The sequence below is a fragment of the Actinomyces timonensis genome, assembly GCF_040702965.1.
GTDB classification, from domain to species: Bacteria; Actinomycetota; Actinomycetes; order Actinomycetales; family Actinomycetaceae; genus Actinomyces; species Actinomyces timonensis_A.
This window is the reverse complement of the sequence record NZ_CP159989.1, coordinates 452,554-466,600: the sequence shown is the minus strand read 5'-3', so window position 1 is coordinate 466,600 and position 14,047 is coordinate 452,554. Positions and strand designations below refer to the sequence as shown.

General features: G+C 74.2%; 9 protein-coding genes and 3 pseudogenes. 2 read left to right on the top strand and 10 right to left on the bottom strand.

Going from position 1 to position 14,047, the window contains the following annotated elements; all coding sequences use genetic code 11:
• Positions 1 to 116 precede the first annotated feature (116 nt).
• Positions 117 to 354: pseudogene (locus tag ABXS69_RS02005) on the top strand (DUF3073 domain-containing protein).
• 299 nt (positions 355 to 653) lie between these two features.
• Positions 654 to 1,121 (top strand): DUF3806 domain-containing protein, encoded by a 468-nt coding sequence (locus ABXS69_RS02000; RefSeq protein WP_366180943.1) that lies wholly within the window; start codon positions 654 to 656, stop codon positions 1,119 to 1,121.
• A 237-nt stretch (positions 1,122 to 1,358) separates the two neighbouring features.
• Here the strand turns inward: ABXS69_RS02000 and purM are convergent.
• The 10 genes and pseudogenes from purM to ABXS69_RS01950 form a co-directional block, all read right to left on the bottom strand.
• Positions 1,359 to 2,508 (bottom strand): annotated as a pseudogene (gene purM, locus ABXS69_RS01995) (phosphoribosylformylglycinamidine cyclo-ligase).
• Positions 2,505 to 4,439, bottom strand: a pseudogene (gene purF / locus ABXS69_RS01990) (amidophosphoribosyltransferase). The pseudogenes purM and purF overlap by 4 nt, the downstream one beginning before the upstream one ends.
• A gap of 12 nt (positions 4,440 to 4,451) precedes the next feature.
• Positions 4,452 to 5,909, bottom strand: coding sequence for a GntP family transporter (locus ABXS69_RS01985; protein WP_366180942.1), 1,458 nt, complete (start codon positions 5,907 to 5,909; stop codon positions 4,452 to 4,454).
• Positions 5,906 to 6,829 (bottom strand): NAD(P)-dependent oxidoreductase, encoded by a 924-nt coding sequence (locus ABXS69_RS01980; protein WP_366180941.1) that lies wholly within the window; start codon positions 6,827 to 6,829, stop codon positions 5,906 to 5,908. Before ABXS69_RS01980 ends, ABXS69_RS01985 begins: the two co-directional genes overlap by 4 nt.
• 34 nt (positions 6,830 to 6,863) lie before the next feature.
• Complete coding sequence (locus ABXS69_RS01975; protein ID WP_366180940.1) at positions 6,864 to 8,288, bottom strand: four-carbon acid sugar kinase family protein; 1,425 nt, start codon at positions 8,286 to 8,288, stop codon at positions 6,864 to 6,866.
• A 103-nt stretch (positions 8,289 to 8,391) separates the two neighbouring features.
• Positions 8,392 to 9,192 (bottom strand): FadR/GntR family transcriptional regulator, encoded by an 801-nt coding sequence (locus tag ABXS69_RS01970; RefSeq protein WP_366180939.1) that lies wholly within the window; start codon positions 9,190 to 9,192, stop codon positions 8,392 to 8,394.
• A 206-nt stretch (positions 9,193 to 9,398) separates the two neighbouring features.
• On the bottom strand, positions 9,399 to 9,800 hold the full coding sequence (locus tag ABXS69_RS01965) for a sterol carrier family protein (protein ID WP_366180938.1): 402 nt from the start codon (positions 9,798 to 9,800) through the stop codon (positions 9,399 to 9,401).
• A gap of 142 nt (positions 9,801 to 9,942) precedes the next feature.
• Positions 9,943 to 12,072 (bottom strand): fructose-specific PTS transporter subunit EIIC, encoded by a 2,130-nt coding sequence (locus ABXS69_RS01960; protein ID WP_366180937.1) that lies wholly within the window; start codon positions 12,070 to 12,072, stop codon positions 9,943 to 9,945.
• 97 nt (positions 12,073 to 12,169) lie between these two features.
• On the bottom strand, positions 12,170 to 13,174 hold the full coding sequence (locus ABXS69_RS01955; RefSeq protein ID WP_366180936.1) for a hexose kinase: 1,005 nt from the start codon (positions 13,172 to 13,174) through the stop codon (positions 12,170 to 12,172).
• The gene (locus ABXS69_RS01950; protein ID WP_366180935.1) at positions 13,171 to 13,941 is read right to left on the bottom strand and encodes a DeoR/GlpR family DNA-binding transcription regulator; all 771 of its coding nucleotides are present in this window, start codon (positions 13,939 to 13,941) and stop codon (positions 13,171 to 13,173) included. The genes ABXS69_RS01955 and ABXS69_RS01950 overlap by 4 nt, the downstream gene beginning before the upstream one ends.
• Positions 13,942 to 14,047: the final 106 nt, after the last annotated feature.

Here is a 14,047-nt window from a genome sequence, read left to right as displayed (position 1 = left end):
TGAGCGCCGAATGGTGCTCATGCTCGGTGACGATGTACGGTTGCCTCACGACACATTTGCCCATGCACGCGCGCGCCTTGAGCGCGCTCAGAGACACGTTGGAGGGGGTCGAGCCTATGGGGCGCGGCCGTCAGAAGGCCAAGGCGACCAAGGTCGCCCGCAAGCTCAAGTACTTCAGCCCGGAGACCGATTACGCGGCGCTCGAGCGCGAGCTTCTCCACCGCGTCGGGTCCTGAGGCCGACGACGAGATCGATTACGAAGCACTCGCCTCCAAGTACGACGTCCCGGACGAGGACGCCGAGTGGGACGCCCCCAGCGAGACGGCGCCCACCCACGGCACTCGACGCCGCTGAGACCGCCTCGGGGCGCGCTGGCGCCCACCCACGCCGCATCCTCACGGGCGCTCCGCTGATCGGTGCGCCACCGCCCGGCGGTCCCCGGGCGGTGGCGCTGGGGCGTTCTCCCTGTCAGCGCTCACGCGGCCCCCATCGCGCTCCCAGGTTCGTCACCTTACGGTTGGCCCGCTCTTGAACGGCTCAGGAGTTGCCGCCCGCTCTCATGCGGGCGCTCCGAGCTGGCGCGCCCGCGCCTCAGGCCCCGCGGACGGGCCGCGCCGGTTGAGAGCTCATCTCGACGAAGGGAGACACTGTCGATGGCACACAAGGACGAGGCGCAGCCCAGCGAGCGCGGTGCCTCCGCGCCCCAGATCAGCCCTCTCAACGAGGCTGAGACCGCGTGGATCGACATGCTCGTGTCCCAGGCCGACCAGGCCGGGATCATGACGTCACCAGCCGCGCTCCAGGACTTCCTCGTGGCTGAGCGGACCGCGTGGTCGTCGGTCGCCCCCGAGGAGCGGGAGGACCCGAACCCGACCGTCTCCATGATCGGGGCCGCCCTGGGCCAGATGCTCGTCGACCAGTGCGGCCTCTCCTGGGCTCTGGTGACCGACGAGTACGGGACGGATGCCGCGGTGGTCGGCGATCCCGGCCAGATCACCCTGTTCCCCATCAACGCCGTCGCCAAGCGCTGGACGGGGCAGAGCGAGGGGGACCTGGCCGACTACGTGGAAGGAACCCACCGCGCCATTGAGCGGCTCCGGCGCGCCGAGGCCACCGCCTAGCCAGGGGCTCCCCGCCCCGAGCGCAGGACTCTCGACGCCGTCGGCGTCGATCCCCCTGACCCTGAGCAGCCGGCCCACCTCCTTGATGCGCGCGGCCCCTGATCGCGCGTAGAGCCGGGCCCCTGAGAACGGCGCCGGGCGCACCGCGGTGCGCCCGGCGCCGTCGTGCTCGCGGGGCGGCGGGCCCAGTCCCCCGGGCGGGGCGGCGGGCGGGCCCCCGGCCGTCGGGGGCGCCCGTCACACCCGGTACTGGCCGTGGATGTCGACGGCGCCGCCGTCGACGCCCTTGGCGCCGGCCACGACCCGTCCACTGGGCGCGTACCCGGCGGCGTCATGGACGGTTCCGAGAGCCCAGGCCTCGATGCCCGCCGCCCGGCTGGCCGCCACGGTGGCGTCAGCGGCCTCCGGGGCCACCACCGCCACCATGCCGACGCCCAGGTTGAGGGTGGACTCGAGGTCGTCCCAGGGCACCTCCCCCAGGGCGCGGACGAGGTCGAAGACGGGCGGGACCGTCCAGGAGGAGCGGTCGACGTCGCCGACGAGGCCGGTGGGAAGGACGCGGGAGAGATTGGCGGCCAGTCCCCCGCCGGTGATGTGGGACAGCGCGTGAACGCTCATCTCGCCGGAGCCGTCATCGGGGCTGACGCTCTCGAGGATTCCCAGGCAGGCCGCGGTGTAGAGCCGGGTGGGCTCGAGGAGCTCGGCGCCCAGCGCGCGCCCGAGCTCGGGGACCTCGCGGTCCAGGGACCAGCCGGCGCGCTCGATGACGCGCCGCACCAGGGAGTAGCCGTTGGAGTGCAGGCCTGAGGAGGCCATGGCGATGAGCGCGTCCCCCGCGCGCACGCGCTCGGCGCCGAGGACGCGGTCCGCCTCGACGACCCCGGTGGCGGCGCCGGCGACGTCGTACTCATCGGGGGCCATGAGGCCGGGGTGCTCGGCGGTCTCCCCGCCCAGCAGGGGCGCGCCGACGGCGGCGCAGGCGGTCGCCACTCCGCGGACGATGTCGGCGACGCGCTCGGGGACCACGCGGCCGCAGGCGATGTAGTCGGTCATGAGCAGGGGGCGGGCGCCGACGACGACGATGTCGTCGACGACCATGCCCACGAGGTCCTGGCCGATGGTGTCGTGGACGCCGAGGGCCTGGGCGATGGCGACCTTCGTGCCGACCCCGTCGGTGGAGGTGGCCAGGAGGGGGCGCCGGTAGTCGCGCAGCCCGCTGACGTCGACCATGCCGGCGAATCCTCCGACGCCGCCGACGACCGCAGGCGTCATGGTGGCCGCCAGGGAGGCCTTCATCGAGCTCGACGGCGCGGTCCCCCGCCTCGGTGTCGACGCCGGCGGAGGCGTAGGTGATGCCGGTGGGTCCTGTGATGCCTGTGGTCCTCACTGGGGGTGTCCTTCCTCGGGGGCGAACGCTGGGTCGGTGGGGCCGTCGGGCGCCCCGGGGCGGGCGCCGTCGGGGACGCGGATGGTCTGCGGCTGCGGGGCTGTGCGGCGCTTGGGCGCGGTGGCCCGGGTGGATCCGGCGGCGAGGTCCGGCATGGTGATGAGGTCCGGGGTGATGTAGCGCGGCGCGGCGGGCCGGGGCCCGATGGCCTCTCGGCCCTGGCCGGCCGGGGCGAGGGAGGCGATGACGCCCTCGCGGGGCGGGGTGATGGGGTAGGAGCCGGTGAAGCAGGCCAGGCAGAGCTCGTTGCCCGGCTGCCCGCTGGCCTCGATCATGCCGTCCACGGACAGGTAGCCGAGCGAGTCCGCGCCGACGGAGTCGCGGATCGCGTCCACGCTCATCGAGGTGGCGATGAGCTCGTCCCGGGTGGCGAAGTCGATGCCGTAGAAGCACGGCCAGAGCACTGGCGGGGAGGAGATGCGGATGTGGACCTCGGCGGCGCCGGCCTCGCGGAGCATGCGCACGAGGGCCCGCTGGGTGTTGCCGCGCACGATGGAGTCGTCGACGACGACGAGGCGCTTTCCCTCGATGACCTCGCGCACGGGGTTGAGCTTGAGGCGGATGCCGAGCTGGCGCAGGGTCTGGGTGGGCTGGATGAAGGTGCGGCCCACGTAGGCGTTCTTCACCAGGCCCTGGGCGTAGGGGATGCCGGAGGCCTGGGCGTAGCCGATGGCGGCGGGGGTGCCGGACTCGGGGGTGGCGATGACGAGGTCGGCGTCGACGGCGTGCTCGCGGGCGAGGATGGCGCCCATGGCGTTGCGGGCGGTGATGATGGAGCGGCCCGAGATGCGCGTGTCGGGGCGGGCGAGGTAGACGTACTCGAAGACGCATCCGGCGCGGCGGGCGGCGGCGAAGCGGGTGGAGCGCACGCCGCCGCCGTCAATCTCGATGAGCTTCTCCGGGCTCGACCTCGCGCACGAAGCGGGCGCCAACGATGTCCAGGGCGGCGGTCTCGGAGGCGACCACCCATCCGGCGTCGAGCCGGCCCAGGACGAGGGGGCGCACGCCGTGGGGGTCGCGGGCGGCGTAGAGGGTGTGCTCGTCCATGAAGACCAGCGAGTAGGCGCCGCGAAGCATGGGCAGGACGAGCCGTGCCGCGGAGGCGACGTCGGGGGCGGGGCCGCCGTTCTCCCCGCCTGCCGGGGCGCCTTCGGGGGCCGAGGGGAGGCCGGGCCAGGCCTCGGCCCGGTCGGCCGCGTGGTCCCAACCCGCGGGCGCGCCGGAGGCGGAGACGAGGTTCATGAGCGCGGCGATGACGGCGGTGTCGGTGGATGAGCCCCGGCCGCTTCCCCGGTGAGGTCCTCGCCGCTGGCCGCGTGGACGGCCTCCATGAGCTCGCGCGTGTTGGTGAGGTTGCCGTTGTGGGTCAGGGCGAGGGTGGAGCCGGCCACGGGACCGAGCATCGGCTGGGCGTTCTCCCACGTGGTGGCACCGGTGGTGGCGTAGCGGACATGGGCGACGGCCATGTGGCCGGCGAGGTTGGTCAGGACGGTGTCGTCGAAGACCTGGGAGACGAGGCCGAGGTCCTTGTAGACGCGGATGGAGGCGCCGTCGGTGGTGGCGATCCCGGCGGACTCCTGGCCGCGGTGCTGCAGGGCGTAGAGCCCGAAGTAGCACAGGCGGGAGACCTCCTCCCCGGGGGCCCAGACGCCGAAGACGCCGCACTCCTCATGGATCCCGGGCTCGTCCTCGGCCCGCGGGTCGACGGCGCCCGGGGCCGACGCGGTGGCGCCTGGCCCGAGGCCCGGGGGGCGCCCGGGGCCTGGGCGCCCGAGCGCGCGGTCACCCCGGGAGGAGGCGGACGGAGTAGCGGAGCGGAAGGACGCGGGCGTGGGGATCTCACCGTGACGCACGGCGGCATCCTCCCACATCCCGCCCCCTCTTCAGGTGACGAGCCACACTGCGGCGGTCAGGAGGAACCCGATCAATCCGGCGATGGTCGACAGCAGCGTCCACGTCCGCAGCCCGTCCTTGACGGACAGGCCCATGTACTTCGTGACGATCCAGAACCCGGAGTCGGAGACATGCGACAGGCCGAGCGCCCCGAAGCCGATGGCCATCTGGATGAGGACGACCTGGAAGGACGAGTAGCCGCCGGTCGCGACGGCGTCGGCCAGCAGTCCCCCGGTGGTGAGGATCGCGACCGTGGCCGAGCCCTGCGAGGCCCTCAGAGCCAGGGAGATGACGAAGGCGGTGACCAGGATCGGCATATTGGCGCCCACGAGCACCCCGGACAGCGCCTTGCCGATCCCGCTGGCCACGAGGACGGAGGCGAAGACGCCGCCGGCGCCGGTGACGAAGACGATCGTGGCGACGTCGGGCAGGGCGGAGTCCAGGACCTTGCCGCGTTGCTCCAGGTCCCAGCGCTGCTGGCGGCCCACCACGACGTAGGCGAGCAGGACGGCGGTCAGCAGCGCCGTCATCGAGGAGCCGATGAAGCCCAGCACCCCGTGGGCGGCGCTCCCCTTCTCGACCGCCATCTGCCCGACGGTCCCCAGCATCATCTGGGCGATGGGCTCGATGATGAGGAGGATGACGGTGACCGGCCCGGTGGCGCGGGGACGGGCCATGGTGCCGCCCGGCGCGTAGGCCGACTCGGCGCTCTCCCGCGCGGAGCCCAGCAGGCCACCGTCCAGGACGATGCCGTCGACCTTGAACAGCCTCGACGCGTAGTAGGAGGCGACGGCGACCAGGGCGCACACGGGCAGGGAGGCCATGGTCAGCAGCCCGACATCGGCCCCCAGGGTCGCGGCCGAGGCCACCGGTCCGGGGTGGGGCGGGACGACGACGTGCAGCGCCATGAGGGTGGCGGCGACCGGCAGCCCGATCCTGAGCGGGTTGATCCTGGCGATGTGGGCGAAGCCGAAGACGATCGGCGCCAGGATGATGAAGCCGACGTCGAAGAAGATCGGGATGCCCAGGATGAAGGAGGCCGCGGTCACGGCGGCGATGACGCGCTGCCTGCCCAGCGCGCGGGTGAAGCGGTCGGCGAGGATCTCCGCTCCGCCGGCGGCCTCGGTCACGCGCCCCAGGATCGCCCCCAGGCCGACGATCATCGCCACGGTCCCCAGGGTCTTGCCCATGCCGTTGGTCATGGTGGTCACGACGTCGCCCACGGGGACGCGGGCGGCGAGCGCCAGGCCCATGGAGACCAGGAGCATGGCGACGAAGGCGCTCATCTTGACCTTGATGACCAGGAGGAGCAGGACGGCGATGGCCGCAGCGGCCAGGAGCAGCAGGACGGGCGCGGACAGGACGGGCTCGGGGGGCTCCTCCCCGGCCATGGGCAGGATGGAGGCGAGCGCCGGGGCCAGGCCCGGGCCCAGAGCGACGGCGCTCATGCCGGCGCCTCCCCGGGCCGGTCGGCCCCGCCCGCCTCGACCCGGCTCGGCGCCACCACCGTGATGATGCTGGAGTCGTCCCGGGCGGACAGCCCGCGCAGGGCGCCCTGGAGGTAGAGCTGCTCGGCGGCGGCGGCGACGGGGGTGGACAGGCCGGCGCCCTTGGCGGCCGCGGTGACGATGCCCATGTCCTTGACGAAGATGTCGAGGCGGGAGCGGACCTCGGCGCCCTCGGCTCCGTGGGCCTGGAGCATGCGGGGGCCGCGGTCGCCGAGCATGAAGGACTCGGCCGCGCCTGCCATGAGGGCCCTCAGGGCCGCCTCGGGGTCGAGGCCGAGCGCTTCGGCCAGGGCGAGGGCCTCGCCGGCGGCGGCGATGTGGACGCCGCACAGGAGCTGGTTGACGGTCTTCATGGACTGCCCGTAGCCGGGGGCGTCGCCCACGCGCACGAGGGTGGAGGCCATGGCGTCCAGGACGTCGTGGGCGCGCTGCCAGGCGTCGTCGTCGGCTCCGACGACGACGAGGAGGTCCCCCTGGCCGGCGCGCGCGGGGCCGCCGGAGACGGGGGCGTCGACGAGGGCGAGGCCCCCGTCGGCCAGGCGCGCGGCGACGTCCTTGACGCCCTCGCCGATAGTGGAGGTGAGCAGGACGATGGCGCCGGGGCGCATGGCGGGGGCGATCCCGGTCGGGCCGAAGAGCAGCTCGTCGAGCTGGGCCTGGTCGCGCACGGCGACGAGGACGGCGTCGGCTCCGGAGGCGGCCTCGGCGGCGCTGGCCGAGGGCGCGACCCCGGCCCGGGAGGCGAGGCCCATGCGCTCGGGGGCGATGTCGAATCCGGTGACGGTGAAGGTGGTCGCCAGGTGGGTGGCCATGGGCAGCCCCATGGCCCCCAATCCGAGGACGGCGACGGTGGTGGTCATGCTGACCTCCTGATCTGGTAGGGGGCTCGGCTTCTCAGAGGGTTGCGTTGAGGGTCTCGACGACGGCGGCGAGGGAGTCGTCGTCGCCGACGTTGCCGGCGAAGACGATGTAGGGGACTCCGGCGGCGGGGCCGTCCTGGGGCTCCCACAGCGAGATGATCCCGGGGAGCATGGGGCCGCGGACGATCGCCCGGCTGATTCCCAGGCCCTTGGAGGCGACGTCGGATGAGGTGATGCCGCCCTTGGCGATGACGAAGCGGGGGCAGCGCGCCGCGACGACGCGCTGGACGGCCTCGACGACGGCCGCTGAGACGCGCCGGGCGAAGTCGAGGGACTCCTCGGGGCCCCTCCCGGGCACGAAGGCCCCGCCGCGGCGAACGACGACGCTGCCGTCCGCCAGGGCGGCGGCGGCGCGGTGGGCAATGTCCAGGACGTGGGCATCGCGTCGGCGCGGGTCGAGGATGGTGGGGACGTCGAGGACGAGCTCGGGGGTGGCGGTGGCCGCTCGCAGGGCGTCGACCTGCCGCCCCGTCAGGCCGACGTGGGAGCCGACGACGATGAGGCCGCCGCGGGCGTCGGTGGCCGGGGCCGTGCTCGCGGGCTGGGCCTGGTCGGGGGTGAGCGGGGGGTGGGGCCTCTGGCCGATGCGGGCGCGCACGAAGGGCGGTCCGACGCGGTAGACGAAGGTGGACCCCGCCTCCTCGGCCCTCTGGAGGGCCAGGGAGAGCAGCAGGAGGTCGTTCTCCTCGACGCAGTCCACAGCGATGGGGGCGCGGTCCCGCGCGCCGCGCAGGGCCGCGACGACGGCGTCGGGGTCGGAGCGCAGCGTGGCCAGGTCGATGACGATGACGTCGTCGGCCGCCGTGGCGCCCCCGGTCTTCTCCTCGACCCAGGCGGCGAGCTCGGAGGAACGGTAGCCGAAGGTCTTGTCCCGGGCGAACTCGGTCTGGCCGACGGGGACGTACCCGGTGGTCGGGGAGCCGGCGTAATGGGTGCCGTGGACGGTGATCCGCCCCGCGTCGGCGAAGGCCGGAGACAGGATGATGCCGTCGACGCGGGCGCCGTCGGCCTGAAGGAGGTCGGCGATAGTGTCGGGCTCGAGGGGGTAGTGGCCGCGCAGGGTGGAGTCCGAGCGGGAGACGAAGGAGACGGCGCGCCCAGTGGCCCGGGCTGCCTCCAGGGCGCGGGTGACGACCTCGGTGTTGACCCTGGCCGCGTCCTGGGCGTCCAGGGAGCGCGAATTGGTCATGACGTAGACGGCGGGGGCGCCGGTGCTCAGCGCCCAGGCGAGGTCGGCGACGCTCCAGCCGGTGACCACGGGCAGGTCGGCGATGGACTGGGTTCCGGTGGGGTCGTCGTCGAGGACGATGAGGACGCGGTCGAGTCCTCCGGCGATGGCGGCGGGGTCGACGCGGGGTCCCTCCGGGATCCCCGCGGTTAGCTCGTCAAGGGTGGTCATGCTCGCTCCTTTGCGACAAAGTCCTCTGATGAATATTTGGCGAGTGCGCGGGGCGCGCCCGTGAGGACAGGGGGCGGGGCGCCTCGGGCGGGGTTGGCGCGGCTCAGGAGCCGCGGGGAGTCGGAACGGCCGGGAGGACGGGGTCGGTCGGGCGCTCGGGCGGCACGCCGTCACACCCCTCGATCAGCCCCGACACAGCCGGGACGACCGGTGCGCGGGAGAGCAGGTCGTTGCTCGTCTGCTCCATATGCGCCCGCATGGCCGCCTTGGCGGCATCGGGCGACCCGGCGCGCAGGGCGAACAGGATGCGCTCGTGCTGCTCGATGGCGTGACTCCTGACCTCCGGGTGGGCCGAGGTCACGAGCCTGGCGCGCATGAGCTCCTCGCGCAGCGGGGCGTAGGTGCCCACGACGAGCGGGTTTCCGGCCGCGTGGATGAGCAGGTCGTGGAAGTCGAGGTCGGCCCGGGCGGCGGCCTCGACGTCGTCGCGCTGGTGGGCGCGGCGCAGGTCGCCGATGGACCGGCCCATGGCATCGAGCTGGTCCGGGGTGCGGCGAGCGGCGGCGAGCCCCGCCGAGCCGACCTCGAGCATGCGGCGCACCTCGAGCAGGGCCAGGCCGACCTCACGCTCGTCGCGGCGAGCGCGCTCGAGCATGAGCAGGCCCGCCAGGTCCGTCCAGCGGTCCGGGTCGACGACGTAGGTCCCCGATCCCTGGCGGGAACGCAGGATGCCGCGGGCGACAAGGACCTTGACGGCCTCGCGCACGGTGAGGCGCGAGACTTCGAGGTCCTCGGCCAGCCAGGCCTCGGCGGGCAGCGCGCCGCCCGGCCGGTAGGCGCCAGCGACGACGCGGGCGAGGAGGGTGTCGACGATGACGGCGACGACGCTGACCCGCCCGCTCATAGCGACTTTCCTTCCCCCAAGTCCTCAGATGACTTGATGAACGTTACGGCAGTCACACGTCATGCGCAAGGGCTCGGGCCCACTCCACCCGGGCTCCGCGCCGGGAGCGGCCCGACCCACGAGGCCCCGGCCGTCGCGCTCGGCCTCGTGCTCCGGGGCGGGCAGGGAGACGCCTCCACGGGCGGCGCGCGCCGACGGAGGCGGGATCAGGCGGGAATGAGGGGCAGGTAGGGGCTGAGGTCGCAGCGCTCCCCCGAGGCCGTCAGGGCCCCCGACCCCGTGGCGCCCTCCCAGGCCAGGCGGCCGGTGGCCAGGGCGAGCCAGGTGTCGGCATCGGTTTCGACGACGCTGGGCGGGGTGCCGCGCCGGTGGGTGGTCCCGGCGACGGCCTGAGTGGCTCCGTAGGGCGGGACGCGGACCTCGACGCTGCGGCCCGGCGCGCAGGCGGCGAGCTCCTCGAGCGTGTAGCGCACGGCGGTGGCGAGCACCCGGCGATCGACGGCGGCCGTCCGCTCCCGGGCCCCCTCCCTCGCGCTGGCGCCGGTGGCGGCCCAGGCGCGGACGGCGGAGGCGCCGTCGGAGGGGTCGATGCGTCGTCGTGCCGGCATGGGCCGACGATACCCGGAGCGCCCTGGACTCGCGGAACGCGCGAACCGGCCCGCGGTGGCGCCGCGCCCCGCCGATGCGAAGCGTCCCGGGCCCCGCTCGCGACGGTGAGCGGGGCCCGGGACGGCGGCAGGGCGCGGGGGCTCAGGCGGCGGCCGCGGCGGACTTGCGGTGCCCGAGGCCCTTGAGGACCACCACGAGCGCGGCGGTCACCACCACGCCGGCGAGGATCGCCAGGAGGAAGCCCACCACGTTGGTGATGGCGAAGGCCACGAAGAGGCCGCCGTGGGGGGCTCGGGAGCCCACGTGCAGGGCCATGGTCAGCGCGCCGGTGACGGCGCCGCCGGCCATGGTGGCCGGGATGACGCGAAGCGGGTCGGCGGCGGCGAAGGGGATGGCACCCTCGGAGATGAAGGACAGGCCGAGCAGCCAGGAGCTGCGGCCGTTCTCGACCTCGGCCTTGGTGAACAGGCGGGGGCGCAGGAAGGTCGCCAGGGAGACGGCCAGCGGCGGCACCATGCCGGAGGCCATGACGGCCGCCATGATCTCGAAGGAGGCGGTGGTGCTGGCAGCCAGGCCCGCCGTCCCGAACAGGTAGGCGGCCTTGTTGACGGGCCCGCCCAGGTCGAAGCACATCATGAGGCCCAGGATGACGCCCAGGAGGATGGAGGCACCCCCCTCGGACATGGAGGTGAGCCCGTTCTGCATCCCGGTCATGATGCTCGCGAGCGGTCGGCCGAGCACGAGGTACATGAGCCCTCCCACGACCAGCGTGGTCCCCAGCGGGATGACGACGACGGGCATGAGCCCGCGCAGCCAGCGCGGCACGCCCAGGCCGGCCAGCCAGGCGGCGAAGTAGCCAGCGAGGATGCCGCCGATGAGGCCGCCGATGAAGCCCGCGCCCACGGCCTCGGCCACCACGCCCATGGCGAAGCCGGGGGCGATGCCCGGGCGCCCGGCCAGTCCGAAGGCGATGTAGCCGGCGAGCGCCGGGACGAGGAAGCCCATCGCCGCCTTGCCGAGCAGGAAGAAGGCCCAGCCGAGGTAGAGGGGAAGCCCGGAGCGGTCCAGCGTGATCGTCTCGGTGCCGACGACGTCGCCGGCCGAGTTCGTGATCGTGTGGACGAACTCGTGGCCGGGCAGGTTGGTCAGCGAGTAGTCGGTGATCGAGAACTTGCCGTAGAGGTTGGCGACGTCGTAGCCGGCGAGCAGGAACCCGAGGGCGATGAGCAGACCGCCTGCCGCGACGAAGGGGATCATGTAGGACACGCCGGTCATGACGGCGCGCTGGAGGCGCCGGGCCCAGTGGACGGAGGCCTCGTCCTCCTCCGCGGCGTCCTGCCCGCCCGCCACGCCGGCGGGGACGCGCTGGGCGGCGGGGTCATCGATGGCGGCCAGCGCCCGGTCGATGAGGCTCCCGGCATCGTTGACGGCGGCCTTGACGCCGACGTCGATGACCGGCTTGCCGGCGAAGCGCTCGCGCCCCTTGACGGGCAGGTCGTGTGCGAAGACGACGGCGTCGGCGCGCTTGATGAGCTCGGGGTCCAGGGCGTCGATCCTGCCCGAGCCCTGGCCCTCGATGCGCACGGTGATGCCGCGCTCGGAGCCCGCCTGCTCGAGGGCCTCGGCGGCCATGAAGGTGTGGGCGATGCCGGTGGGGCAGGAGGTGGCGCCTACGATGACGCGCTCGGAGCCGCCGCTCCCGGCGGCGGGAGCGGAAGTGGTGGGGGCGGCGGGAGCGGGGGCCGTGGGAGCGCTCGCCTCCTCGGCGCTCGCGCCGCCCTCGAGCAGCTCGGGCTGGACCTGCTCGGTGACGATGCGGACGACCTCCTCGGCGCTGTCAGCGCTGCGCAGGGCGTCGGTGAAGTCGGCGCGCATGAGACCGCGGGCGAGCTTGGCGAGGAGCTTGAGGTGCATGTCGTCGGCGCCGGCGGGGGCGGCGATCATGAAGATGAGGTCGGCGGCCCGGCCGTCGGCGGCGCCGAAGTCCACCGGCTCGGCGAGGCGGGCGAATCCGAGGCTGGCGGCGAGCACGTGCTCGGAGCGGCAGTGCGGGATGGCGATGCCGCCGGGGATGCCGGTGGGGGCGGTGGACTCCCGGGCCAGGGCGTCAGCGGCCAGGCCCTCGGGGCCGTCGGCCCGCCCGGCCCCCGCGACGACTCCGGCCAGGTAGGTGATGACGTCGCTCTTGTCGGTGCCGGGGCCGGCGTCGAGCGCGACGAGCTCGGGGATGATGAGCGGCCCGGTGCCGCCGGTGTCGATGGTCTCGGTCATAGTGCTTCCTTGGATCGGTGGGTGCCGGGGATTCCGGCTGATCAGGTCATCGGGTCGTGGGGTTCTGGCGGTCGGGCCCGGCCACGCGGCCGGGCGCTCAGGCGAGCCGGGTGACGGCCGGCGGGGCTCCCGGCAGGTCGGCGGGTGTGGGCAGCGCGGTTCCGGGCAGGGAGGCGGCGGCGGATCCGTAGAGCATGGCGGTGGCCAGGCGCTCGGCGGGGCCATCCCCGCGGGTGTCGGCCAGGACGTAGCCGGCGACGGAGGAGTCGCCCGCGCCGACGGTGGAGACGACGCCGATGGCCGGGGCGGGGGCGTGCCAGGCGCCCTCGGTGGTCACGAGGACCCCCCCGGCGGGCCCGAGGGTGGCCATGACGGCGGTGACACCGCGGTCGACGAGGACGCGGGCGGCGTCGACGACGGGAGCGAGATCCCCGGCGAGGGCGCCGTCCTCCAGGGCCATGGCGCGCCCTGCGGGCAGTCCGGCGAGCTGGCCGAGCTCCTCGCCGTTGGGCTTGATGAGGTCGGGGGCGGCCTCCGGCAGGGCGGCGGCCAGGGCGGCGAGCGGGGCGTCCGAGGTGTCGACGGCGACGCTCACCCCGGTGGGGCGCAGCAGCGCGACGAGGCGGGCGTACCAGTCGGTGGGGGCGCCGGGCGGCAAGGATCCCGACAGGATCGCCCATCCGGAGCCGTCGGCCCCGGCCGGGCCGCCTCCGGCCCTGACGGCCGCGAGCAGGGCCTCCTCGATGGCGGCGCGCTCGGGCCGACCCAGCTCGGCGCCAGGCTCGTTGAGCTTGGTGGTGGTGCCGTCGGGCTCGGTGACGGCGGTGTTGACGCGCGCGGCGCCCGGCACGGTGACGGGAGAGACGGTCAGGCCGGGCTGGGCGACGGCCTCGAGGGCGGCCCGCAGGGGGTCGCGCTCGGCGGCGGGCAGGACCGCGGTGGCCTCCAGGCCGGAGGAGACCAGGACGCGGGCGACGTTGACGCCCTTGCCGCCGGGCTCGGTGACGACGCTGGTGAGACGGTTGACGCCGCCGCGCACGAGGGGCCCGGGCAGGGCGACGGTGCGGTCGAGCGAGGGATTGGGCGTGAGCGTGACGATCATGCGATGCGGACCTCGGTTCCTGTGGCGGACAGATGGCTGGCAAGGGAGTCGGGCAGGGGGGCGTTGGTGATGAGGAGGTCGATGTCGGCGGTGTCGGCGAAGGAGACGAGGTGCTCCTGCCCGATCTTGGAGGCGTCCGCCAGGGCGAGGGCGCGGCGCCCGGCTCCCGCCATGGCGCGCTTGACGGCCGCTTCGTCCGGGTCGGGCGTGGACAGCCCGTGCTCGGCGCTGATCCCATTGGCGCCCAGGACGGTGGCGTCGACCCTCAGGCGGGCGAGGGCGTCGAGGGCCTCCGGGCCGACGGCGGCCTGCGTCATGCCGCGGACCTGTCCCCCCAGGACGCGCACGCTGATGCCCTCCCGGGGGGCGAGGAGGGAGGCGATGAGCAGGGAGTCGGTGATGACGCGCAGGTCGAGGCCCGTGGGGAGGAGGCGGGCGAGCGCGGCGGTGGTGGTCCCGGCGTCGATGAGGAGGCTCATCCCCCTGTCCGGCTCCAGGGCCTCGAGGGCCGCCGCGGCAATAGCGGCCTTGGCCGGGGCGTCCGTGAGCTCGCGCTCGGCGACTCCCGTCTCGGGGGAGGCACTGACGGGGGTCGGGACGGCTCCGCCGTGGACCTTGCGCAGGGCCCCGGCGCGGTCGAGCGCTCCGAGGTCGCGGCGGATGGTCTCGACGGTCACGCCGTAGCGGGCGGCGAGCTCGGTGACGTGGACGCGGCCCTCACGCGCGACGGCCGCCACGATGCCCGCTTGACGTTGCTCGGCGTTCACACTGCCCTCCTCGACGACGCTGTCACGGATACCCCGGCTCCCTTATCGATACCCGCTCGGGCATCGATAAGGGATCGATAAGCCCTAACGGGCATAACCGTACGCC